This window comes from Nocardia sp. NPDC005746 (assembly GCF_040630785.1).
Taxonomy (GTDB): Bacteria; Actinomycetota; Actinomycetes; order Mycobacteriales; family Mycobacteriaceae; genus Nocardia.
Genome location: NZ_JBEXYE010000002.1, coordinates 347,984 through 370,025, shown reverse-complemented (window position 1 = coordinate 370,025; position 22,042 = coordinate 347,984). Strand labels below are relative to the sequence as shown.

The window sequence follows — 22,042 nt, the reverse complement described above, 5'->3', positions numbered from 1 at the left end:
CGAACGAAGGAATCCTGATGTCACACAACACATTGCGATCCGCCGTGCGCGGACGCGTACTGCTGCCGGGCGACGCGGAGTTCGACATCGCGCGGACCCCGTGGAATCTGAACATCGACCAGCCCGTCGCGGCGGTCGTGGAGGTCGAGGATGCCGGCGATATGGCCGCCGTGGTCGAGTACGCCCGCGGCGCGGGACTGTCGGTGACCGCACAGCCCAACGGCCACGGCGCTTCCGGCAATACCGCGGGCAGCATCCTGGTTCGCACCGGACGACTCGATCGGGTCGAGGTGGATCCGGTGCGGCGGCGTGCCCGTGTCGGCGCGGGAGCCAACTGGGGCCAGGTGCAGTCGGCGGCCGCGCCGCACGGCTTGACCGGGCTCGCCGGAAGCTCCCCGGTGGTCAGCGTGGTCGGCTACACCCTCGGCGGCGGATTGTCGTGGTTCGGCCGCAAACACGGGTGGGCGGCCGACAGCGTCCGGGCCTTCGACATCGTCGACGCCGAAGGCCGTGCGGCCCGGGTCACCGCGGAGTCCGACCCGGAACTGTTCTGGGGATTGCGTGGCGGCGGAGGCGATTTCGCGCTGGTGACGGCAATGGAGCTCGACCTGTTCCCGGCTCCGGCCCTGTTCGGCGGACTGATCGCCTGGCCGGCCGCGCGGACCGATGCCGTCCGCGCCGCCTTCCGGGAGATCACCGACAACGCCCCGGCCGAGCTGACGGTCTGGCTCAACCGGTTGGAACTGCCGCAAGCTCCGCCGGTCATCGCCATCGCCGCCACTTACCTCGGCGAGCCGGCCCACGGACGCGAACTGCTGCGACCGCTGGACACGATCGATGGTGCCCTCGCGGACACGCGCCGGGAACTGTCCCCGGCCGAGCTGGGCACGATCGTCAACGAGCCCACCGCCCCCGGCCCCGGACTGCTGCGCACCGAGTTGCTGACCACACTGGACGAGACCGCCGCCGAGATCCTGTTCCACACACCGATCGATCCGCTGATGGGTATCCAGCTCCGGCAGTTGGGAGGTGCGCTCGCCGAGCCCACCGACGGCGCGGTCCCGTCGTTCGAGGAGCCCTACACACTGTCCCTGCAGGCCGTCGGCTCGGCCCCGGACATCGTCGCCGCGGTACAGGCCACCCAGAAGCGCATCGTCGCCGATCTGGGTGGGCGAGTCGGCGGTCGCAAACCGTTCACCGTTCTGTCCGCGGGCGGCAGCGCCACAGAGGTTTTCGACACGAACGCCTTGGACCGGCTGCGAAAGCTCAAGCACGCCCGCGACCCACACGGCGTATTCCGCGCCAATTTCCCGATCCTCCACTGACCCTGCGGTGTCGAACCCGCCGCGCTGTGCCCCGACGATCGTGAACCGCGGGGCACAGCGCGGCCACACCGACGACCGACCCGGCCGCCCGCCACTGCCCACGAGACGTTGCGCGGCTTGTGTGTGAGGTTGTCGACGTCGACTACGACCAACTCGGCCTGGGCGGACCGCTTCTCGGAGAACCCGATCACCTCGTCGCTGATCACTCGAGCGGGATGTGGTGAGGCACCGGTGTGCCTGTCACCAGGGCACGGCTCCGGCGTCGTCGATGAATTCGCCGGTCGGGCCGTCGTCGGGCAGGGTGGCGAGGTGAATCGCGACGGCCGCGCCCTGTTGTGGTGTGCGGACGCCGCTGAAGCCGTTGAGGTCGGTGGCGGTGAAACCGGGGCAGCCGCAGTTGATCAGGATGCCGGTGCCGCTCAGTTCCTTGGCGTATTGGATGGTGATGGCGTTGAGGAAGGACTTCGACGCCAAGTACGCAACGGGAACCGGGCCCATATCGATGCTCGGTGTGGTTTGCAGGCTCAGCGAACCGACGCTGCTGGACATGTTCACGATTCGCGGCGAGGCCGAGGCCCGCAGCATCGGCAGCATCGCGTTGGTCACCCGGACGACCCCGATGACGTTGGTTTCCACGACGATTCGCACGGTTGAGGGATCGACCGTGGTGGGCGTCTGCGGCATACCGCCGGTGATCGCGGCGTTGTTGATCAGGACGTCGAGCCCTCCTGCTTGCTCGGCGATCAACTCGGCCGCCGCGGCCACACTCGCGTCGTCGGTCACGTCCAGCGGCACGCCGAACGCATCGGTCCCCGCCGCGCACAGCTTCTCCACCGCGGTCTCGCGGCGTTGCCGATCACGCGCGCCCACACCGATTCGCCAGCCGAGGGCGCCCAGGCCCGCGGCGATCTCGTATCCGATTCCCTTGTTCGCGCCGGTCACCAGCGCAATCGTTCGTTCACTCACACCGCCGATCGTGCTGCCGACTCGGGTGTGGCGTCCAAGACCGATCGGGTGGGCGACGATACCTCACCGGTATTCGTCCTGGTGAGCGCCGGATACGATGACGTGGTGGAGACGCGGGAGATGCGCTATTTCGTCGCCGTCGCCGAGGAGTTGCACTTCGGGCGGGCGGCACACCGGCTCGCGATGGCGCAACCACCGCTGTCGCGGGCGATCCAGCAGCTGGAACGGCGGCTCGGAGTCGTTCTGCTGCACCGCGGTTCGCGCACGATCACATTGACCGAGGCCGGGTCGGTGCTGCTGCGGGAGGCCCGGCTCGCCCTCGAAGCGGTCGAAGCCGCCGAGCGCCGCACCCGGCGCGCGGCGGCCGACCGGCCCGGTCTGGTGCTGGCCACCAAGGCGGGAGCGTCCAGGGAACTGCTGTCGAAGTTGCTGGACGCTTACGCCGCGGAACCCGGCGCGGTCGCGGTCGAGGTGATGCTGTGCGGGCCCCGCGAGCCGGAAAGACTGCTACGCAACGGGTGTGCCGACGTTGCCCTGCTGCACCGGCCCTACGACACGACAGCCGGACTCGACACCGAAGACCTGCACACCGAACAGCAGGTCGTGGTCCTGCCGGCGGGGCATCCCCTCGCCAACCGATCCCACCTGTCGATGGCCGAGGTCAAGACCCTGACGGACCTGCCCCTGCCGCGCTGGCCTCGACCGGATGGGAGCTATCCGGACGGCCCCGGCCCGCAGGTTCGCGACCATACCCAGTTGACGCAACTGATCACGCTCGGACGGGCCTGCGCGCTCATGCCCGAGTCGCTGCGAGCCCAACTCCGCGACGATCACGCCATTGTGCCGGTGCCGGACGCACCGGCCGTCACGACCGTCATCGCCTGGCCGCCACACAGCAGATCCCGAGCCGTCGCCGACCTCGTCCGTACGGCGATACGCCTCTAGCCGATGCCATCCGCGCGTGCCGCGCGCTCAGCGCCAGCGGTTCTCCAGCAGTTGCCAGGTGTCGCTGACCGATTCCATGGCTTCGTAGCTGCGGGTGTAGCCGGTCTTGCTGATTCGCCAGGCGCCGTCGTCGCAGCGGCGGTATTCGTCGGAGTAGAAGGCGGCGCCGGAGATGATCTGGCGTTGCTCGGTGAAGATGACCTGATCGATGAGATACCAGGTGCCGGTGGCGGTTTCGCCGTCGATGTCGATTTCCGGGTGATGGCAGTTGTGGACGGTGATGATCGCGGGGGTCAGGCTGTTGCGCATGTGACCGACCAGCGCGTCGCGATCGGAGAAGGAGAGGCGGTGACCGTATTCGGCGGTGACATCGGGGGTGAGGGTGTCGGCGAATTCGTCCCAGTTCTTCAGGTCCAGTGCCCGCAGGTAGCGGTACTTCAGCCGGCGAATCGATTCGACTGTATCCATGGTTTCTCCTCGGGATTTCAGAACGGCGCGATGACCGCGGCGGCGTACTTTTCGATCTGTTCGATCCGCTGATCGAGGGTGCGTTCGTCGGGACCGCTCTCGTGAACCCCGCGGAACCCGACCACCACATCGGTGACCCCCGAATCCGCCAGGCGTCGAACCCCTTCGACCGTGAATGCCTCACGGGACGCCGCAAAGGTCCGGAACTCCTTCTCCGGAGCCAATTCTCGCCGCAGTTCACCCAGTCGCTCGAGTATCCGGTCGAGTTCCTCGGTGCTCCCACCCGCGCTCATCCAGCCGTCGCCCCGCACCACCGACCGCCGCAACGCCGCCTCGCTGTGCCCACCGATCAGAATCGGCAACGGCCGCGCGGGAACCGGATTCATCTCGATCTCGGGAATGTCATAGAACTCCCCGTGGAATTGGAACGCCCCGCCCGCGCACAGCCCGCGAATGATATCGATGCACTCGTCGAGCCGCTTGCCCCGCTTCTCGAAGTCCACGCCCATCATCGTGAAGTCCTGCGGCCAGGGACTGATCCCAACGCCCAGTGACAACCGGCCTCCACTCAAAGCCGCGACCGATGCCGCCTGTTTGGCAACCAGAACAGGCGGCCGCACCGGCAACTTCAACACGAATGGAGTCACCTCCAGCCTGCTGGTTGCCGCGGTCACCGCGGCGGCCAACACCAACGGCTCGATAAACGGCTTCCCCCGTAAGAACTCCCGCGTCCCATCCTCGGTATACGGATACCGCGCGTCGGACTCCGTCGGATAGGCAAGGCTGTCCGCCAAACAGATGCCGGTGAACCCGGCCTCCTCGAGCGATCGCGCCAGCGGGAGCCAATGGGCAGGGTCGCCCGCAGCCTCAGCGAAGTGGAATCGCACGACGGCCATACCTCCTGGGTGACATGTGACAGATGCCACCACCATCACCTGCCGCCCGAACTTCCTCACCGCGCAGTCTCGATCTCCGGGAAGGCGACCCTGCCGATGAGGCCCCTCGACGTGAGCGGGGTAACAGGTTAAGCTGACCGACTTATGAGTCAGTCGGCCTGTCTCGCCAATGAGGACGGGCCTGTTCGAGGAAGGACCCCCATGTCTGAACCAGACCCTTTCACCGGCCGTACCGCCGTCGTCACCGGCGCGGCGGGAGGGATCGGCGCGGCCCTCGCGGCCGAGCTCGGCGCGCGGGGGATGTCGCTCGTGCTGGCGGATATCGATGAGATCGGGGTGCGCCGGACCGCCGCGGAGCTGTGCGCGCGGGGAGTTCGCGCGCTCGGTTACGGGGTGGACGTGTCGGACCCGGGATCGGTGGCGGAGCTGGCGGCGGCCAGTTACGAGGAGTTCGGGTCGGTCGAGTTGCTGTGCAACAACGCGGGAGTGCTGTTGTTCGGGGAGGTGGCCGACTCGACGATCGGCGACTGGCGGTGGCTGTCGTCGGTGAACGTCGAAGGCATGCTGAACTGCCTGCACGCCTTCCTGCCCCGGATGCGGCAGACCAGCGGGTGGCGGCATGTGATGAACACGGCCTCCACGCACGCCTTCCTGCCCGACACCGCCACCAGCGCGCTCTACAGCGCCACCAAGCACGCGGTCGTCGGCCTCACCCTCGGATTGCGTTCCGAGCTGGCCGACGACGGGATCGGCGTCACCCTGCTGTGCCCGGGGCAGGCGGCGACCCGCATTCTCGACGCGCAGCGCAACCGGCCGGACGGATTCGGCCGTCGGGCGCGGGAACCGTTCGGCACCGGTGTGATTCCGCTGGCCATCGAACCGCGTGACGTGGCGCGCCTCGCCGTCGAGGGGATCCTGCGCAGTGATCCGCTGGTTTTCGCACTTCCCGAATTCAGCCGCGAGACCTTCCGCGGGCAGGTCGAGGAGATGTGGCGGCTGGCCGACGACGCGCTCGCCGATCGGGACGAAACGCCCTGCCCTGTGGGCGATTAGGACGAGCACCTGATGGATGACCAGCTCGCCCCGGCCGCCACGATGACCACCTCCGATCACACCGCCACACCCGACCGCGCGGTGAAACGACTGCTGGCCTCCGTGCCGTTCGCCAGCGCCACCTCGGGATTGGGGTTCGCGGTATCGGGATACTTTCTCGCACTTCAGGTCCAGGCCGTGGACGCCGATGCCAAGGTGGCCAATCTGGCCCTGGTGCAGGCGGCCGGGGCGGTGGCCGCCATGGTCGCCCAGCCGCTGATCGGCGTGCTGTCCGACCGCACCCGCACCCGGGCGGGCGCCCGCCCACCATGGATTCTGCTCGGCGCGCTGATCGGTTCGGTCGGGCTGATCACCGCGGGACAGTCGACCACCATCGCGCTGCTCATGGTGGCGGCCATGACGATTCAATTCGGATTCAACGCCCTGGCCGGTCCATTGTCGGCGATCCTGCCCGACCGGATTCCGATTCCGCTGCGCGGCCGATACTCGACGCTGTCGGGCTTGGGTTCGATCGCGTCGGCCATCCTCGGACCGGTGGTCGCCTCCTTGTTCGCCGACCGAATTCCGCTGGGATATCTCAGCGCGACCGGTGTGATCATGGTGATCGTCGTGGCGTTTCTCGTCTTGAATCCGGAACCCGATAATCGCGGCCTCCCACGACCCGGATTCTCGGTGCGGGACTTCTTCACCGCACTGTGGGTGGATCCGCGCCAGCATCCCGATTTCGGCTGGGCCTTCCTCGGGCGGCTGTTCATCTTCGGCGGCTACTTCATGGTCCTGACCTATCAGCTCTATCTGGCGCAGGGCTATATCGGGCTCAGTACCTCCGAGGCCGCCAAGGTGGTCCCGCTGATCGGCGTGGTGGGCCTGCCCGGATTCCTGGTGGCCATCACGGTGGCCGGGCCCTACTCCGATCGCATCGGCCGCCGCAAACCTCTGGTGCTGGCCGGCGGACTGATCGTCGCGGCGTCGACGCTGATCCCGCTGGCCGCCCCGAGTGTGGCGGGGTTGTTCGCCTCCGGCGCGGTCACCACCATCGGCTTCGGCATCTTCACCGCGGTCGATATCGCACTGGTCTCCGAAGTCCTGCCCGCCAAGGACGATTTCGCCAAGGACCTGGGCATTCTCAATATCGCCACCACGCTGCCCAGCGTGCTGGCCCCGGCGATCGCCGCGGGCATCGTGCAATTCAGCGGCAGCTACGGCGCGGTGTATCCGACCGCCGCCGCGGTCTCCGCCCTCGGCGCGCTCGCCGTGCTGCCGATCAAGAGCGTCCGCTGAGACGCCGGGCACCAATCGACCCTCTCCACCGCAACTCCCGAACGGATCCGCCATGGCTTCCCACGCCTCCTTCGACGCCACAGAACCCGCCGCGCAGGTCGAACCGCCGGGCCCGCCGCGACCGGTCTGGACCTGGGGGTCGGCCTGCTCGCTGGCCGCCCTTGTCGCCGTTGTCGAGACGCTCGCGCTCAGCTATCCGCTGGCTCCGATGACCGAGCCCGCCATCGCGTCGCACTTCCGCACCACCGCCTCCGGGTGGGTCATGATGGCGTTCCTGATCGTCGGTGCGGCCACCGCGCCAGTGGCCGGCAAGTTGGCCGATCTGTACGGCAAGCGGCGAATCTTGTTGAGCTTCCTCGCCTTATCCGCGGCGGGTGCGCTCCTTTCGGCGCTCGCGCCGAATATCGGCACGCTGCTGGCCGGGCGCTGCCTGTCGGGATTGCTGGTGCCATGCCTGTTCCTGAGCTACTCGCTGGCCCGGGATGTCTTCCCGGGGAGGACCGTCGCACTCGCGGTGTCGATGGTCGCCTCGGCGGTGGGTCTGGCCGCCATACCCGCGCCGTACCTGACCGAACGGCTGCTCGAGGACCACGGCTACCGCACCGTCTTCGGATTCCTCTGCCTCGCCACGGCCGGTTCGGCGGTGGCGGTGGCGCTCACCACCCGGGAATCGCCTGTGCGGCTCCCGGTTCGGGTGGGCGTGCGAGGCGCTGTCCTGTTGGGTGGCGGCCTGGCCGCCGTGCTCATCGGGGTATCGCAGGGGCCGGCGTGGGGTTGGGCCGCGCCGGCCACCCTCGCCTGGCTGGGCAGTGGCATCGGCCTGCTCGTGATCTGGCGCGTGACCGCGGCCAGGACCGGGGACGCGTTGCTCGACCTCCGGCTGTGGCGCGGCCGCGCCGTGCTCTGCACCACCGTCGCGGCCGGATGCGTCTATGCCGCAACGGGTTTGTACAGCATCGTGCTGCCGATGCTGATCCGGACGCCCGCCATGCTGAACCTGGGCTACGGATTCGGGGTCAGCCCGACCGGCGTCGCGCGGTATCTCGCGCCGATCGGGCTGGCGAGTGTGGTCGGCGGCATCGCGGTCGGTGTGCTCGTGGGCCGCGGCCTGCTGCGCCCCGGGTGGCTGCTGGCGCTCGGAATGCTGTCGACCGCGCTGGGTTCGGCGCTCACCGCGTACGCCCACGGCAGCGAGCAACTCGTCTTGCTGTTCGCCGGTCTGGTCGGACTCGGCGCCGGGCTCGCCTACGCGGCCACGCCGAACCTGCTCATGGCGGCAGTACCGCCAGGGGTGCAGGCGTCCACGGCCGCACTGGTGAGCGTGTCGCAGACCGTGATCCCGGCGATCGCGCCGATCATCGCCTTCTCGATCATGAACGGCTCCCACATCGCCGAGTTGCCTCCCTTCATCACCCGGATGCTCAACGGTGCGATCGTCTACACCGAGCGGGGCTTGGAGATCGGGTTGCTCATCGCCGCCGCCATCGCCGTCGTGGGGCTGGTGTTCGCGCTGCTTCTGCCGCGAACCATCGTGACGGTGAGCATCGAGGCGGTGCCGCCCGACCACGCGGCCACGCCGCCAACCGAGTGAGCATGCACCCATGAAGGCCCTGGCCGGAACGGAATTCCGTTCCGGCCAGCGCCATTCGCGGGTATCGCCTCAGTGGTCGATGGACAGTGCGGCGACGTGCGGCCGCAGCACCTCGACCCAGGCGGCATATCCAGCGCCCGACAGATGCAATCCGTCGCGGGTGAATTCGGGCCGCAGCGCACCGTTGGAGTCGGCGAGAGCGGGCCACAGATCGATGTACCAGGCATCGGCTTCGGCGGCGATCTGCCAAGTGGCGGAATTCAATTCGCGAATCCGCTCCGCGAACTTCGCCCGCCGCGGCATGACACTCTGCACGTGCAGCGGCGTGTGCGGAGCCCGCTCCCGAATCTCTTCGACGAGCCGGCGAAGGTTCTCGCCGACCTGCCTGGGCTTCTGTCCCAGCCCGAGGTCGTTGGTGCCGATGAGCAGGAAGATCGCCGCGGGCGCGTCGATCGCGGTGTCCAGCCGGGCCCGCAGGTCATCGACGGTATTGCCGCCGATCCCGCGGTTGACCGGCCGCGCCTGCGGGAACCACTCGTCCCAGAGGCCGCCCTCGGTGATGCTGTCGCCGAAGAACACCACCCGCCCGGTCGGCGCCGGCAACTGCGCGAACTGGGAGGCCCGCATGGCGATGGAGGTCCGCAGCATGTACCGGCGGCCTGCTCGATAGATCATCAGCACGGCTGCGCCTCCCGGTGTGCGGTCGGCAGGGCATTGGCGCGGGCGATCGAGCCCAGCCACGCCAGGCTGGGTTTGGGGGAGCGGGCGAAGGTCGCGCGGTCCACCCCGATCAGCCCGAAAGTGGGCCGCCAATGGCCCCATTCGTAGTTGTCCAGAGCCGACCAGTGCAGGTAACCCCGCACATCGATGCCCTCGGCCACCGCCCGACCGAGGTGCTCGAGCGCCTCGCCGGTGTAGGCGATCCGGCGGGTGTCGTCGCCGGTGGCAATGCCGTTCTCGGTCACCAGGATCGGCGTGCCATCGGTGACCTGCCAGGCGTGGCGGATGGCGAGGCCGAGCGCGTCGGGACGATAGGCCCAGCCCGTGAGGGTGTTGTCGGGATCCTCGGCGTGGGGGATGGGGCCATCCGGTCCGACCAACCGGCTGGTGTAGGCCTGCGTGCCGACGAAGTCGTCGTCGCGGGCGGCCTCCAGGTACGGGTCCTCCCACAGACGATTCGCCTCGGTCAGTTGGGTTTCGCAGCCGGGGGCCGCCACGAACGCCTGCTGGGCGACGCTCCACCCGACCGCGGCGTCTGTCTCGGATTTCAGGATCTCGGTGGCGATGTGATGCGACTCGATGAGGATGCGCGCGGCCTCCGGATCCGGGTCCGGCAGCGCACCGGAGGTGAAGGCGCGCACGGCCTCCGCGTCCGGGACCGCCCGTTGTGCGCCCGCCATGGTGGCGACCATGTTCGGTTCGTTGATGGTGCACACCCAGCGCACGTCGCCCAGGATCGGAACCACGCTGGTCACGTACCGCGCGAAGTGTCCCACCGCGTGCGGGTTGGTCCAGCCGCCGAGTTCGGCGAACCAGCGCGGACCGGTGAAGTGGTGCAGCGTGAGCACCGGCGTCAGACCGGATTCCAGCGCGGTGTCGATCATGCGCCGGTAGTGCGCGAGGGCCGCCCGCGAGATCCGTCCGGGTTCGGGCTCGATGCGCGCCCATTCGACACCGAAGCGGTAGGCGTTCAAACCCGCGCCCGCGAGCAGCGCCATGTCCTCGGGATAGCGGTGGTAGCTGTCGACCCCGTCGCCGCTGCGCTCGGGAACGACCGGATGTTCGCCGTTCTCCAGCGCCCACCAATCGCTGGCGATGTTGTTTCCCTCGGTTTGATGCGGAGAAGTGGCCGCGCCCCACAGGAATTCGGCGGGCAGCGTCGGGTTCATTCGGCCGCCACCTCATAGCGTCGATGCATTGGGGGATTCCTTTCCGCACGAAGTGCGCCGATGTTTTGTTCCCCGAATCTATAGCAGACTGACTATTCAGTCGGTAGGCTCTGCCGCGGTAACGCACCACCGACAACCGAGGTATCGATGAAGAATCGTCGCGCGAATCTGATCGCGGCGTGCGCCGTCGCCGGCATGGCCGCCACCGCTGCCACCGCGAACGCCGCTCCCGAACAAACCGCTTCACCCGTTGGCTATCACGCCACGCTCGAGCAGGGAACCGTCGTGGTCAGCCTCGACCACGGCACCTTCGCGCCGGCCGCCGGGGACGCGGTCGGCATCCGCGATGAGGCGGGCGCCGTGCTGGACTCGCTCCCACTGATCTACACCATCGACGGCCAACGCCTCTCGATCCGGGAACAGCTGTCCGGCGACGGCCGCACGCTGCGCCTGACACCCGATGTGGCGGCGCTGGACCACGCGGCGCTGCGCCCCATCGCCGCGCCGCTGACCTCCGTCGCCTCGCCGCTGGAGAACCAGCTGGCCATGAACGACATGATCAACTCCGTCAGCATCGGCACCTCGGTGGGCAGCCTGATCGGCACCGCCGTCGGCGCGGTGATCGGCATCGGCGTCGGGTTCACGCTGGCGGGCGCGTCCTGCCTGGTGCTGAGCCTGGGCTGTGTCATCGCGGTGATGCCCATCGTGACCATGGTGGGCGGGGTCGGCGGTCTGGCCGGTCTGGTCATCGGCGGCGGACCCGCGGCCGCCTATGCCGTCTATCAGTACGTGACCGCGCTCAATGCGGCTCCGGGGCAGAGCATCTACGCCAAGGACCTGCAGGGCCGCCCCGGCGTTCCGGCCGTGCCCGCCGAGGCCAACTGAGCCGGAAAGGTCCGAGGAACACCGAGATGAACCTTCGCACAACGCTTTCCGTCGCCACCCTGACGGCCTGCACGGTTGCCGGGTCCGGCGCCGCCATCGCCGAACCCCCGGCGGTGGAGCCGACCGTCGCGGCCCGCGTGGTCGGCGACTCCGTGCTGGCCGTGCTCGATCACGCGCTGTTCGCCGCCACCGCGGATGGGCAGGGCGTGGAAATCCGCACCCTCGACGGGCAGCCGATCCTGAGCCTGCCGACCGGGTTTCTGCTCGACGGCGTCGCGCATCCCATGCGCTACCGGATCCAGGATTCCGGACGCGCCCTCACGCTGACCCCCGACACCGGCCTGAAGCCGGTCGCCTCGCCGATGGAAGAACAGCTGGCGGTCAACGATTTCGCCGCGAACATGAGCAAGATCCCGCTCGGTTCCATTGCCGGAGCGTTCCTGGGCGCGGCGGTCGGGGCGGTGATCGGCCTGGGCTCGTGCCTGGTTGTCGGGCCCGCATGCCTGGCGACCGCGCCCGCCGCCATCGGCACGTTCGCGGGGATGGGCGGACTGCTGGGGACGCTCACCGCCGGAGGCGCGGCGGTCGTCGACGGCGTGTGGCGCTACCTGTCCACGGTGAACGCCTCGCCCGGCGAGAGCATGTACGCCCATCAGGGCGGCGTCCTCGATCCCAACGGCACCGGAGTGCCGGACGCCGTGCTGCGCATGCCCCCCTCGCTCGGGTCGGGCAGCAGCAGCGGATCCGGCAGCTGACCGACCAGCGACGGCCGGCCGGGGGCGAGCCGCCGATTCGACAATCAACCGAGAGAACCTATTTCATGATTTCGCGTCTAGCGGTGGCCTCCGCGCTGGCCGTCGCCGCGGCGGCCGCCGCCGGCCCGGTGTCCGCCCAACAACCCCCGGTCGTCACCGTTTCGGCGGTGCCCGATCAGGATCCGTTCTACGCCGCGCCAACCGATATCGGCTCGCTGGGCAACGGGCAGGTGGTGGCGGGACGGGAAATCCGCACCACGCTGCCGGTTCCGGTGCGAGCCTGGCAGGTGTCCTACCGCACCAACGATTCACACGGGAACGCGGAACTGGGCATCACCACGCTGCTGGTGCCGACCGCGCCATGGACCGGTCCCGGTTCCCGGCCGGCGGTCTCCGAGCAGATTCCCGAGGACGCCACCAGTACCCGGTGCGCGCCGTCCTATGGAATCGCCACGGGCACACTGCAATCCGGGGATCAGATCGCGGCGATGCTGGCCGAGGGCTGGGCGGTGGCGGTACCCGACTTCGAAGGGCCGAAGTCGGCCTTCCTCACCGGCCCGCAATCCGGTCACGCCATCCTGGACGGGGTGCGGGCCGCCGGTGGATTCACTCCCGCGGGACTCGGTCCCGACACCCGCTGGGCGTTGGACGGATATTCCGGGGGAGCGGCGGCGACCGGCTGGGCCGCGGAGCTGCAACCCACCTACGCACCCGAGCTGGCTTTCGCCGGGGCTGCCATCGGCGGAGTGCCCGCGAGCCTGCCCGCGGTCATGAACAACGTCGAGGGCGGAGTGTTCTCCGGCTTCCTGGTCGGCGTGCTGGTGTCCTATCAGCGCGAGTTCCCCGAAGCCCGCATCGACGAGCTGCTCAACGAGCGGGGCCGGGCGGACACCGCGGCGGCCGCCGATCTGTGCGTGATCGAACTGCTGATCCGCTACCCGTTCTGGCGGCTCGCCGCGGCCACCGCCGACGGGTACCACGACGACAGCCGGCTGACCGAAGCGCTGCAACGGAATTCGCTCGGCGGTAGCACGCCGATCATGCCGATCCTCAACTACCAGTCCGACTCGGACGAGGTGGTGCCCGTAGCGCAGGCGGACGACTTGGTCGCGGCCTGGCGGCGCGGGGGAGCGACGGTCGTCACCATCCGAGACCCTCAGGGCGAACACGGTCTGGAGGCGTCGCTGCGGCAGTCCACGGCCCAGCAGTTCCTCCGGGAACGGCTCACCGTCGGTGACCCGGTCGCCGATGCCGATCTGAATCGCCCCGTGGGGCGGTAGAAAGCAGCTCGCGGCCTACTTCGCCAGGTCCCGGCGCAGTAGGCCGGTGAGCATTCGGACCGCGGCCACCATGTCCAACGACTCGTCGCGCAGCCAGAGCTCGGTCAGGCCGGTGAGCGCGCCCACCAGCAGCAGCGCGGCGGCCTCGGCATCCACGTCGGAGCGGATCTCACCCGCGGCGGCGCTCTGCGCTATCACGCTCGCCAGGTTGTCGCGGTAGGTTCGGATCCGCTCATTCGACCACTCGTGCGCCACATCCGGCGCGTCAGCCGAGCCGAAGAGCGCAAGGTGACTCATCCGGGTCAATTCCCGATCCGCGCGATTGCGCTCGGCCAGATCCTCCACGATGTCGAGGGCTCGCATCACGGCCGGGCCCTCGTACTCCCGATCGACCTCGACCGCGTCGAACGCCTGCTGATCACGTTCGGCCAGCACCGCCGACAACAGCGCTTCCTTGCTGGAGAAGTGGTGCAGCACCCCGGACCGGGTGATGCCGGCCGCGGTGGCGACAGCCGCCAGCGACGTGCCCCGGTAGCCGTTCTCGGCGAACAAGGTCATTGCCGCGGCGAGGATCTGGCCACGACGTGCCGCGCCCGACTGTTCGGCGTCGCGTGTTCGCGCCATTCATCCGACCTTTCACTCGCTGAACGGGTTTCGCTGGATCGCTCCGTCGTAGCCAGCCTACTGTCCAGTCATACTGCTGGACCGCCGGGGTTCGGCGCGACTCGCCCATGGATGTCGTTGGCGCGGACGGGCAATTGCCGCGCCGGGCCGGGTCAGCGAATGGGACGCAGGCAACTTTCCAGGGCATCGACCAGCGAGCAGAGGGTTTGCGGATACACCGGCCGGTAGCCGGTGGGGACACCGTCGTTCGCGATGATCGACCGGTAGGTGTCGACGGCTTTGGTGGGCACCCGTTCGAGGCCGGGATCGGTGCGCACGTCGACGGTATAGAGTCCGAAACGTGGCTCGTAGCTGCCCCATTCATAGTTGTCGGTGAGGCTCCAGTAGTTGTAGCCGATGACATTCATCCCGTGCTGCACGGCGCGCTGCACCCAGTAGACGACGTCGGACAGGTGATCGGAGCGCTCGTAATCCGGACGAAGCTCACCGTTGTCGGTCGGCATTCCGTTCTCGACGACATACAGTGGCCGGGCCGGGTAGCGCTCGGCGTAATGCCGCAACGCGTAATAGATGCCATCGGGAGCTGGGTTGGCCTTCCAGGGCTCGGCGAAGGCGTTGAAGAAGCTGAAATCCGTCGGGGACATCGAGTTGTAATAGTCGAGCCCGATGAAGTCGAGTGTATCGGCGACCTGTTCGAGGAAGGTGGTGTCGACGGCGGTCTCACCGAGGGGGAAGTAGGCGACATTGGACGAGATCTGCGCGTCCGGCTGTACCGAGTGGATGTAGTCGTAGATGGTGCGGTGGGCCCGCGCCCAGCGATCGAGCGCTCCGGGTAGATCGGCCGGGGCGAGCCCGCCGACCTGTAATTCCTGGAACGCGTACGCCGAAGGTTCGTTGAACGTGATCCAGATCGGATCGAACCGGGCGTAGCGGTCCACGACCTGCCGGGCGTTGGCCAGCCAATCGGTCAGCATGTCCTCGTGCCGCCAGCCGCCGCGGTCGAACTCCCAACCGGGATAGACCCAGTGGTCCAAGGTGATCATCGGCCGCAGGCCGGCGGCTCGGATCGTGGCCACGACATCGTCGTAGAACGCCCATGCCGCCGGATCGTATTGTCCGGGAGCGGGTTCCAGGCGCGCCCACTCCACCCCGAAGCGGAACACCCGGACGCCCAGATCGCAAGCGCGCGCGATGTCCTCGCGGTAGCGGTGCAGGAAGTCGGCCGAGGTTCCGACGGGATCGTGGGTCTTGCCCGACGCGGCATAGCGCGACCAGTTGCTGTCCGGTGAATATCCCTCGGACTGGAACCCGGAACCCGCTACACCCCACAGGAATCCCGCCGGCAGTCTCCCTTCGCGCTGGTCGCCGCCGGGCTCGGCGGTCGCGGACGTGATCGACAGCATCGTGAGCCCCATGGCGACCGCGGCGATTCCGATCTTCCGGCGCATGTTGTCCTCCTTCGTCGGCGGCCGCTCACGGTGAGCGGCGGGAGCGAGAATTCCGACGAATATATAACACACTGACTGTTCAGTCGGTACGCTCCGGCGTGGCGTCCGCCGACCAGAACGCCAGCACGAACCTGAAGGAGAGCACGTTGATGATTCCCGCCACCGCTCGCATCGCGATCGCCGTCGTCACGGCGATGACCGCACTAGGGGTGTCCGCCTGCGGCGGCAAGGACGAAGCCGCGCCAGCTCCGGCGACCCCCTCGAAAGTTGCCGCCGCCCAGGGGAACTACCCGCCGGTCCCCTCGACGACGGAGCTGAATTCCGAGCTGCACAAGCTCATGGATCCCACCGTCCCCAACGGGCAGAAGCTGGACCTGGTCCAGGGCATCCAGGCTGATCCGATACTGCCGCAACGCCTGGCCGACGCCTTCAAGCAGAGCAATGTCACCATCACCGTCACCAAGGTGACCGACTCGGGCAACGGCTCGGTCATGGCCGAGGCTCAGGTGTCGATCGACGGTGGAGCGCCCAACCCGGTCGTGGTGCCGGTCGTCGCCGAGGACGGCAAGTGGAAGGTCCAGAAGGACTGGACCTGCACCACGCTGTCGCTGGTGAATCAAACATCCCCGGCTTGCGGCTGATCGCGCCTCAACGCTGCGCGAGCCGGTACGCGGCCCCGCGCAGCGCGGGGGTGGCCGCCACGATGATCTCGGTGGCCACGTCCTCCAGATAGCCAGGCAGGGCGCTGGATTCGACAAAGCGACGTCGGAAGTCACTGGCCGCCAGCAGGTCCGCGATGCCGGGAAGAATGCCGCCGCCCAGCAATACCCCGCCGCGAGCGCCGAAGGTCAGCGCCACGCCACCGGCGAAAGTGCCGAGCAAGCCGAAGAACACCCCCATTGTCCGACTGGCGAGAGGATCGCGATGCTCCCGGGCGGCGGCGCAGATCTTTTCGGGCCGACCGTAAGTCGGCGCGACACCGTCGACCGCGCATACCGCCCGGTACAGCCGAACGAGTCCGGGGCCGGACAATGCGGTCTCCGCGCAGACCGCCCCGTGGTCGGCCCGCAGCAACCGGGCGATCTCGGCCTCGTGTTCGGTGCGGACCGGCAGGTCCGCATGGCCGCCCTCGCCCGCGATCGGAATCCAGCCATGCCGAGACCTCATCAGACCCGCGACGCCGAGGCCGGTGCCCGGGCCGATCACGGCCATCGGCTCGTCGTACCGGCGAATGCCCGTGCCGATACGCACAAATCCTTCGTTCGGAAGCTGCGGCACCGCCAGGGCGAGCGCACTGAAGTCGTTGATGACTTCCAGCCGGGCCAGGCCGAGGCGACGGCGACTGTCGGCCACGGAGAAGTCCCACGCCGCGTTGGTGAGCCGAATGCGGTCGCCGAGCACCGGTCCGGCGACAGCCACGCAGGCGGCCTCCGGACGGGGACATCCAGGAATCCGGCCCAGGAAGTCCTCGATCGCGGCGACCAGATCGGAATAGTCGGCGCAGCGCAGGTTCCGGACCTCCCGCGGTTCGTCGCGGCTGTCGGACACCAGGCCGAAGCGGGCATTGGTGCCGCCGATATCGGCTACCAGACACAGGCTTTCGGTCTTCGACAGCGCGAGGTCTCCGGTGCCGAGATAGTCGGCGATGTCACGGGCGGGATGGGGCATGCGGGCCGGCACGGCGGGCTCCTCGAGTCGTGCGTGATGAGCGAACCTGCGCCACGCTAGAGATACTTATGTTCGTTTGCAAGGAAACTTAAGTACTGGAAGTACATTACTGAGTGGTTCGAGCGTTCGGCAGACGCCGATAGTGTGTGCGAGCGCGCGTCGGGATCTCGTCGACAAGGAGGAAATGGTGACCGGTCGACCCATGACGACACCCGGCGTCTCGGTGGGGGACGTACTTGCGCTGATCCGTGCGAACGCCGTCGAGACGCGTTCGGATATCGCCCGGCTGACCGGCCTGTCACGAACCGCGGTCACCCTCCGCGTCGACCAGCTTCTCGCGCAGGGGTTGGTGACCGAGCGCTCCGAAGGCCCGTCGACCGGTGGCCGCCCACCGAGCCGCCTGCGCTTCGCCCCGGACGCAGGGGTGGTGCTGGCCGCGTCGATCGGCGCGAGCCGGGCCCAGGTCGCGGTGTGCGACCTCGCCGGAGAAGTGCTGGCGCAGAACGAATTCACGGCTCCGGCCGCCCACGAAGCGCGCGCAGCGCTCGGCGCCGCCGCCGATCACCTCGACCGGCTCCTGACAGATAGATCCGCGGCGCCGGTGTACGGCGTGGGGGTCGGCGTGCCCACCGTGGTCGACGTCGCGTCCGGGCACGCGCTGAGCCCGGCCGATCTCGACGAGATCGCCGTCTCCGACCTGTTCCGGACCCGGTTCTCCGCTCCCGTGCGCGTCGACACCGACGTGAACGTGCTGGCCCTGGCCGAGCACGCGCGTCGCCCGGGCGTGAATGATCTACTGCTGCTGAAAGCGTCGACCGGTATCGGCTTGGGAATCATCGCCGGGGGGAGTCAGCAGCGCGGAGCTTGGGGCGCGGCAGGCGAAATCGGGCACATCAAGGTGAACGGCGGCATCGGGCGTCCATGCCGCTGCGGCGACACCGAGTGCCTGGAGACTGTCGCCGGCGGGTGGGCCCTGCTCGAGCAGTTCACCGCCCTCGGCCGCACGGCATCGGATCTGCCCGCACTGGCCGACCTCGCCGCCGCCGGCGACCCCGACGCTCTGCGCCTGGTGCGGCAGGCGGGCCGCAGTATCGGCGAGGTGATGGCCGCCGCGGTCAATCTGCTCAACCCCGCGGTCATCGTCGTTCGCGGCGACCTGTCGCGCGCCTTCGACCCACTGGCCGCCGGACTGCGCGAACAGATCTACCGCCGCTCCTCGGCCCTCAACACCCGGGCCCTGCGTATCGAGCCCGCCGCCCCGGACGCCCCGACCGGCGTCCAGGCGTGTGCCGCGATGATTCTGGACGACTCGCTGGCGCCCGCCGCCATCAACGCACGGCTCGCATGCTGACCAGCTACACGATTCGGCACTCGTACCACCCGATGGTCAGGCAGTAGCCGGTCAGACGAGTTCTACTTCGTCGAAGCGGACGGTGAAGGTGTGTCGGCGTTCGCGAAGCACACCGCCCTCGCGGTGGACGATGCCTTCGGCGAAGTCGATGCGGAGTTCTTCGCGGTGGGGGTAGACGGTGCGGACTACGCCGCAGATTCCGGAGAAGGGTCCGGATGGGAAGTAGACGACGTCACCCGGTCCGTAATCAATTGAGCCCACGGGGTCAGCGTAGTCGCGGATGACCACCAGTACCGGCAGGAACATTCTGGCCCGGCGGATTCGATCCGCCGGGCCAGAATTCGGAGCAGCCGGGAGCGTTCAGCGCACGACGTCGAAGACATTCTTCTGGATGCCGTTGGCGTAGGTCTCGGACTCGACCAGCTTCAGCTTCTGGACATCCTTGTCGGTGTCGGAGAACAGTCGCTTGCCCGCGCCCAGCAGCAGCGGGAAGACGAGCAGGTGGTAGCGATCGATGAGGCCCGCGTCGGACAGGCCGCGGTTGAGGGTGGCGCTGCCGTGGACGATGATCGGGCCACCCTCGGTCTCCTTGAGCTTGGCGACCTCGTCGAGGGAACGCAGGATGGTGGTCTCGCCCCAGTTGGACACCAGGTTGTCCTCTTTCAGGGTGGTGGAGACGACGTACTTCGGCATCACCTTGTAGCCGGCGAAGTCCTCCATGTCCGGCCACACGGGGCTGAACGCCTCATAGCTGGTGCGGCCCAGCAGGATCGCCGCCGACTCGTCCTGCTCGCGGCCCTTGATCTCGTAGGCCTCGGGAACGAAGTCGATGTCCTTGAAGGTCCATCCGGAGTTCCGGTAGCCGGGTTCGCCGCCGGGACCTTCCACGACACCGTCGAGGGACACGAAGGCGGTGCTGATCAGGGTGCGCATGCTGTTCTCCTTGATATCTGGGGTGCGGGGTGGTGATCGAGTCGGGTTCAGCTCACCAGGGCGGTGAGCCAGTGCTGCCAAGCGGTTTCGGCACCGTCGGTGTCGGGTCCGAACAGGTGGTGGAACATCAGGGCCAGACCGGTGGGGGCCTGGTGGAAGGTGTAGAGGCCGTCGGCGGTCCGGATCTCGAACCGTTCGTCGTCGGCCCACACCACCTCACCATCGATCGGCGGCAGGCCGGCGGGGGAGGCGTGCACCTGGGCGCCCGCGACGAGCGGCGTCGGCAGGGACAACGCCGCGATGAGCGCGTCCCGCACCGCGCGGCCGGAAGCGCCTGTCGCGACACCGAATACGGGCACCGCGATTCGCCCCGGGAAGTAGCGGAGGTATTCGCGCAACGTATTGAGATGGAACGGCCAGCCCCGGCGCAGCGCGTCGTATTCGTCCTGCCAGTCGTCGCCCAGCACGCCGCTGTGCACGACCCGCAGCACGGTGCTGCCGCCCTCGCGCCCTTCGATCAGATACTCGAAGGCCATGAACCGCCCGTCCTCGTCGGTCCCGGTGCGGGTCGCGAGCCGCTTACCCGGTTCGTAGGCGGTGATCACGGCTTCCTCCCGCTGCCCGCCGGTCTCCATGGCCGAGATCCCGCCCTCGCGCGCCTCGATCTCATTGCGCCCCATGAACCAGGAGTCGACCCCCGGCCCGGTCGCGATCGCGTCCCACACCTGCTCCGGGGTGGCGGGCAGGTGCTCCTCCAGTTCGATCTCGAACGGATGTCCCATGGTCAGTTCCCCTGTCCTGCTGCGGTTTCGGTGGCGGCGTCGGGAATCTGATGCATCCCGACCACCACCCGGTGATTGCGGCCCGCCGATGCGGACTCGTCGTGATAGCGGCTCACCAGCGAGGTGACCGCATCGGCCAGTTCCTCGGCGAACGCGGCTCGGTCGGCGGCGGAAGCGAACCGCACCTGCGCGTCGATCCCGAACGTCGCGACCCGCCGCTGTGCCCGCGCGGCCCCGCTCAGCAGCGTCCCGACCTCCTGCACGAGCCGCGACCCCAGCGCCAGCAGCCACCGCGCCGACAGCTGATCGGGCGACCGCGCCGGATCGGGACTGACCGCCCCCATCGCACTGGGCGAAATCACGTAAGACGCTGCGGTAGCGCGATACACGCGCTCGGTGACGTTCCCCTTGCGACGTTCCTCCACCAACTCCACCAGCCCGTGCCGGGCCAGCTCCTTGAGGTGGTAGTTGATCTTCTGCCGCGGCAGCCCCAGCCGTCCGGCCAGCATGGCCGCCGACCCGGGTTCGGCGAGCGCGGCGAGGATCCGAGACCGGATCGGGTCCAGGGACGCCTCTGCCGCTGCGGGTTCTTCGATCACTGCGACGTCGAGCATGGCTCAACCTTCCCACCGACAAATATTTTTGTCAAGACAATCCATGTTGTCGGTGCGTGGGTTGCGCCGTCGTGGCCGAGCGGCCACCGAACCAGGGCCAGACCTGTTCAGGCCGCCTTCCTGGTGCCCGGCAGGGGCTGGACATAGCCCGCCCCGGCATCGGACTGGTCGGGGCGGCCGAGCCGAATGAGGGCGTGCGGATAGGCGCACTCGTGCAGCAGTGCGCTGCGCACGCCTTCCCGCACTGCCGGAACCTTCATGGTCTGGGTCAGCAGCGAGCTGGCCAGACCGTTGCGGGCGGCGGTCAGCAGGATGGAGCTGGCGGCCACACCGGCGTTGAGATGGCCGAGTCGATCGTCGGTGGGCGTGCAGAGGATGAGCAGTTCGGCCGAGTCCGGGTCATTGTCGTCGTAGGGGCTGCCGGTGGCCGGGATCGGCTCGATCGCGGACCGGTTCGAACTCCAGCTCGGCGGTGCGGGCCTGGCCGCGAGGTCACGCTGGTCGATTCGTCCCGCGACACCGGTCAGGAATTCGCCGTAGTCGCCGTCGCGGTCGGCGGCCGCGCGATACACGGTCGACAGACTGCGCCGCAGCTGATCCGGGACATGCCGTGCCGCCGCCCGGGTCCCGGCGGTGCTGCCGCTGATCGAGCGGATCATGGTGGCCGGCATATCCCAGGGCCGGAAACGGTTGTGCTGGAATTGCCGCTGAAAGATCGCACCCGCCAGACCGATCTGATCGCCGGTGGCCGTGCTCGGCGCGAAATGGAGCACCGCAAGATGATTCGGATCGCGCGGGTCGGGTAGCGGTACGGTCACCACGGCCCAGCCGAAGGCGGTCAGCGCGGTCCGCAGGTGATGCAGGGCGGCGCCGTTGCCGATCATTCGAGCACGCTCCACTGCCGGATCCGCGATCAGCGGCACGTGCGGCTCGTCCATGCGGATATGCAGGGCCGCGCCGTCGAGCCACCACATCCACGGCAGCGTGCCATTGGCGAGGGGCGCTTCCCGTGCCATTTCCAGCGCGGCACGAATTGTTTCCTCCGACGGTGCGGACATCAGACGCATGACTGTGGATTCCTGTTGCTTTTTTGGCCGTTGGCGGATCTTTCACACCACGGCGGCGGAAGGCAGCGGCCCCGGACCGCGATCCAGAACCCAGATAATCTGAAATGAATCTTCGTCATATAGGAAAGCAGTCGATCGGGTGGACAGTCCACCCGCGGTGACTCCACTCACCGTGAATACGGCTGTTTTCTCGGCCAATGTGATGCACTTCATAGCGCCCG

Annotated in this window: 23 protein-coding genes; 10 read left to right on the top strand and 13 right to left on the bottom strand. The window is 68.4% G+C overall.

Features of this window, described 5'->3' with window-relative positions; genetic code table 11:
• Positions 1–17: 17 nt before the first annotated feature.
• Entirely contained in the window at positions 18–1,325 is a 1,308-nt protein-coding gene (locus tag ABZ412_RS05600) for an FAD-binding oxidoreductase (protein ID WP_357276725.1), read from the top strand.
• 240 nt (positions 1,326–1,565) lie between these two features.
• Here the strand turns inward: ABZ412_RS05600 and ABZ412_RS05595 are convergent, their stop codons facing one another.
• Positions 1,566–2,291: an SDR family oxidoreductase gene (locus tag ABZ412_RS05595; RefSeq protein ID WP_357276722.1), complete on the bottom strand. Its 726-nt coding sequence runs from the start codon at positions 2,289–2,291 to the stop codon at positions 1,566–1,568.
• A gap of 27 nt (positions 2,292–2,318) precedes the next feature.
• On the opposite strand from ABZ412_RS05595, the gene ABZ412_RS05590 reads away from it, so the two are divergent.
• Positions 2,319–3,236 (top strand): LysR family transcriptional regulator, encoded by a 918-nt coding sequence (locus ABZ412_RS05590; RefSeq protein WP_357276720.1) that lies wholly within the window; start codon positions 2,319–2,321, stop codon positions 3,234–3,236.
• 27 nt (positions 3,237–3,263) lie between these two features.
• Here the strand turns inward: ABZ412_RS05590 and ABZ412_RS05585 are convergent, their stop codons facing one another.
• Positions 3,264–3,704: a nuclear transport factor 2 family protein gene (locus ABZ412_RS05585; protein WP_357276717.1), complete on the bottom strand. Its 441-nt coding sequence runs from the start codon at positions 3,702–3,704 to the stop codon at positions 3,264–3,266.
• Positions 3,705–3,721: 17 nt separating this feature from the next.
• Positions 3,722–4,591, bottom strand: a complete 870-nt coding sequence (locus tag ABZ412_RS05580; RefSeq protein ID WP_357277138.1) for a TIGR03619 family F420-dependent LLM class oxidoreductase — start codon at positions 4,589–4,591, stop codon at positions 3,722–3,724.
• 210 nt (positions 4,592–4,801) lie between these two features.
• Here ABZ412_RS05580 and ABZ412_RS05575 point away from each other — a divergent pair, with 210 nt between their 5' ends.
• From ABZ412_RS05575 to ABZ412_RS05565, 3 genes are read left to right on the top strand one after another with little or no spacing between them, the layout of a single operon-like run.
• Positions 4,802–5,653, top strand: coding sequence for an SDR family NAD(P)-dependent oxidoreductase (locus tag ABZ412_RS05575; RefSeq protein ID WP_357276715.1), 852 nt, complete (start codon positions 4,802–4,804; stop codon positions 5,651–5,653).
• A gap of 12 nt (positions 5,654–5,665) precedes the next feature.
• Positions 5,666–6,934 (top strand): MFS transporter, encoded by a 1,269-nt coding sequence (locus tag ABZ412_RS05570; protein WP_357276712.1) that lies wholly within the window; start codon positions 5,666–5,668, stop codon positions 6,932–6,934.
• Positions 6,935–6,986: 52 nt separating this feature from the next.
• Positions 6,987–8,525, top strand: coding sequence for an MFS transporter (locus tag ABZ412_RS05565; RefSeq protein ID WP_357276710.1), 1,539 nt, complete (start codon positions 6,987–6,989; stop codon positions 8,523–8,525).
• A 69-nt stretch (positions 8,526–8,594) separates the two neighbouring features.
• On the opposite strand, the gene ABZ412_RS05560 is transcribed toward ABZ412_RS05565, so the two are convergent.
• Positions 8,595–9,200 carry a GDSL-type esterase/lipase family protein gene (locus tag ABZ412_RS05560; protein ID WP_357276707.1) on the bottom strand — a complete coding sequence of 202 codons (606 nt, stop codon included), beginning with the start codon at positions 9,198–9,200 and terminating at the stop codon, positions 8,595–8,597.
• Positions 9,200–10,414 carry a family 1 glycosylhydrolase gene (locus tag ABZ412_RS05555; protein ID WP_357276705.1) on the bottom strand — a complete coding sequence of 405 codons (1,215 nt, stop codon included), beginning with the start codon at positions 10,412–10,414 and terminating at the stop codon, positions 9,200–9,202. Before ABZ412_RS05555 ends, ABZ412_RS05560 begins: the two co-directional genes overlap by 1 nt.
• Before the next feature lie 147 nt (positions 10,415–10,561).
• On the opposite strand from ABZ412_RS05555, the gene ABZ412_RS05550 reads away from it, so the two are divergent.
• The 3 genes from ABZ412_RS05550 to ABZ412_RS05540 all read left to right on the top strand — a co-directional run bounded on the left by ABZ412_RS05550 (position 10,562) and on the right by ABZ412_RS05540 (position 13,334).
• On the top strand, positions 10,562–11,299 hold the full coding sequence (locus ABZ412_RS05550; RefSeq protein ID WP_357276702.1) for a hypothetical protein: 738 nt from the start codon (positions 10,562–10,564) through the stop codon (positions 11,297–11,299).
• A gap of 26 nt (positions 11,300–11,325) precedes the next feature.
• Positions 11,326–12,054, top strand: coding sequence for a hypothetical protein (locus tag ABZ412_RS05545; RefSeq protein ID WP_357276699.1), 729 nt, complete (start codon positions 11,326–11,328; stop codon positions 12,052–12,054).
• 65 nt (positions 12,055–12,119) lie between these two features.
• The gene (locus tag ABZ412_RS05540) at positions 12,120–13,334 is read left to right on the top strand and encodes a lipase family protein (RefSeq protein ID WP_357276697.1); all 1,215 of its coding nucleotides are present in this window, start codon (positions 12,120–12,122) and stop codon (positions 13,332–13,334) included.
• A 15-nt stretch (positions 13,335–13,349) separates the two neighbouring features.
• Here the strand turns inward: ABZ412_RS05540 and ABZ412_RS05535 are convergent, their stop codons facing one another.
• Positions 13,350–13,958, bottom strand: coding sequence for a helix-turn-helix domain-containing protein (locus ABZ412_RS05535; protein WP_357276694.1), 609 nt, complete (start codon positions 13,956–13,958; stop codon positions 13,350–13,352).
• Between the two features lie 152 nt (positions 13,959–14,110).
• On the bottom strand, positions 14,111–15,406 hold the full coding sequence (locus ABZ412_RS05530; RefSeq protein WP_357276692.1) for a family 1 glycosylhydrolase: 1,296 nt from the start codon (positions 15,404–15,406) through the stop codon (positions 14,111–14,113).
• Positions 15,407–15,504: 98 nt separating this feature from the next.
• Between ABZ412_RS05530 and ABZ412_RS05525 the strand changes: the two genes are divergently transcribed.
• Complete coding sequence (locus tag ABZ412_RS05525) at positions 15,505–16,047, top strand: hypothetical protein (protein WP_357276691.1); 543 nt, start codon at positions 15,505–15,507, stop codon at positions 16,045–16,047.
• 7 nt (positions 16,048–16,054) lie between these two features.
• On the opposite strand, the gene glk is transcribed toward ABZ412_RS05525, so the two are convergent.
• Entirely contained in the window at positions 16,055–17,086 is a 1,032-nt protein-coding gene (gene glk, locus ABZ412_RS05520) for a glucokinase (RefSeq protein WP_357276688.1), read from the bottom strand.
• Between the two features lie 175 nt (positions 17,087–17,261).
• On the opposite strand from glk, the gene ABZ412_RS05515 reads away from it, so the two are divergent.
• The gene (locus ABZ412_RS05515) at positions 17,262–18,425 is read left to right on the top strand and encodes an ROK family transcriptional regulator (protein WP_357276686.1); all 1,164 of its coding nucleotides are present in this window, start codon (positions 17,262–17,264) and stop codon (positions 18,423–18,425) included.
• Positions 18,426–18,476: 51 nt separating this feature from the next.
• Here ABZ412_RS05515 and ABZ412_RS05510 read toward each other — a convergent pair whose 3' ends face one another.
• The 5 genes from ABZ412_RS05510 to ABZ412_RS05490 form a co-directional block, all read right to left on the bottom strand.
• Positions 18,477–18,686: a hypothetical protein gene (locus tag ABZ412_RS05510; protein ID WP_357276684.1), complete on the bottom strand. Its 210-nt coding sequence runs from the start codon at positions 18,684–18,686 to the stop codon at positions 18,477–18,479.
• 99 nt (positions 18,687–18,785) lie between these two features.
• A complete protein-coding gene (locus ABZ412_RS05505) occupies positions 18,786–19,358 on the bottom strand; it encodes a dihydrofolate reductase family protein (protein WP_357276682.1) in 573 nt (190 codons plus the stop codon).
• Positions 19,359–19,405: 47 nt separating this feature from the next.
• On the bottom strand, positions 19,406–20,140 hold the full coding sequence (locus tag ABZ412_RS05500; RefSeq protein ID WP_357276679.1) for an SRPBCC domain-containing protein: 735 nt from the start codon (positions 20,138–20,140) through the stop codon (positions 19,406–19,408).
• Between the two features lie 2 nt (positions 20,141–20,142).
• Positions 20,143–20,754 carry a helix-turn-helix domain-containing protein gene (locus ABZ412_RS05495; protein WP_357276677.1) on the bottom strand — a complete coding sequence of 204 codons (612 nt, stop codon included), beginning with the start codon at positions 20,752–20,754 and terminating at the stop codon, positions 20,143–20,145.
• Positions 20,755–20,861: 107 nt separating this feature from the next.
• Entirely contained in the window at positions 20,862–21,812 is a 951-nt protein-coding gene (locus ABZ412_RS05490; protein WP_357276675.1) for a hypothetical protein, read from the bottom strand.
• Positions 21,813–22,042: the final 230 nt, after the last annotated feature.

What these genes read in the sequence shown, in the direction of transcription:
- ABZ412_RS05600 (WP_357276725.1), top strand. Translation starts at nt 18, where the DNA reads ATGTCACACAACACATTGCGATCCGCCGTGCGCGGACGCGTACTGCTG.
- ABZ412_RS05585 (WP_357276717.1), bottom strand. Translation starts at nt 3,704, where the DNA reads ATGGATACAGTCGAATCGATTCGCCGGCTGAAGTACCGCTACCTGCGG.
- ABZ412_RS05575 (WP_357276715.1), top strand. Translation starts at nt 4,802, where the DNA reads ATGTCTGAACCAGACCCTTTCACCGGCCGTACCGCCGTCGTCACCGGC.
- ABZ412_RS05570 (WP_357276712.1), top strand. Translation starts at nt 5,666, where the DNA reads ATGGATGACCAGCTCGCCCCGGCCGCCACGATGACCACCTCCGATCAC.
- ABZ412_RS05565 (WP_357276710.1), top strand. Translation starts at nt 6,987, where the DNA reads ATGGCTTCCCACGCCTCCTTCGACGCCACAGAACCCGCCGCGCAGGTC.
- ABZ412_RS05560 (WP_357276707.1), bottom strand. Translation starts at nt 9,200, where the DNA reads ATGATCTATCGAGCAGGCCGCCGGTACATGCTGCGGACCTCCATCGCC.
- ABZ412_RS05555 (WP_357276705.1), bottom strand. Translation starts at nt 10,414, where the DNA reads ATGAACCCGACGCTGCCCGCCGAATTCCTGTGGGGCGCGGCCACTTCT.
- ABZ412_RS05550 (WP_357276702.1), top strand. Translation starts at nt 10,562, where the DNA reads ATGAAGAATCGTCGCGCGAATCTGATCGCGGCGTGCGCCGTCGCCGGC.
- ABZ412_RS05545 (WP_357276699.1), top strand. Translation starts at nt 11,326, where the DNA reads ATGAACCTTCGCACAACGCTTTCCGTCGCCACCCTGACGGCCTGCACG.
- ABZ412_RS05540 (WP_357276697.1), top strand. Translation starts at nt 12,120, where the DNA reads ATGATTTCGCGTCTAGCGGTGGCCTCCGCGCTGGCCGTCGCCGCGGCG.
- ABZ412_RS05535 (WP_357276694.1), bottom strand. Translation starts at nt 13,958, where the DNA reads ATGGCGCGAACACGCGACGCCGAACAGTCGGGCGCGGCACGTCGTGGC.
- ABZ412_RS05530 (WP_357276692.1), bottom strand. Translation starts at nt 15,406, where the DNA reads ATGCGCCGGAAGATCGGAATCGCCGCGGTCGCCATGGGGCTCACGATG.
- ABZ412_RS05505 (WP_357276682.1), bottom strand. Translation starts at nt 19,358, where the DNA reads ATGCGCACCCTGATCAGCACCGCCTTCGTGTCCCTCGACGGTGTCGTG.
- ABZ412_RS05500 (WP_357276679.1), bottom strand. Translation starts at nt 20,140, where the DNA reads ATGGGACATCCGTTCGAGATCGAACTGGAGGAGCACCTGCCCGCCACC.
- ABZ412_RS05495 (WP_357276677.1), bottom strand. Translation starts at nt 20,754, where the DNA reads ATGCTCGACGTCGCAGTGATCGAAGAACCCGCAGCGGCAGAGGCGTCC.
- ABZ412_RS05490 (WP_357276675.1), bottom strand. Translation starts at nt 21,812, where the DNA reads ATGTCCGCACCGTCGGAGGAAACAATTCGTGCCGCGCTGGAAATGGCA.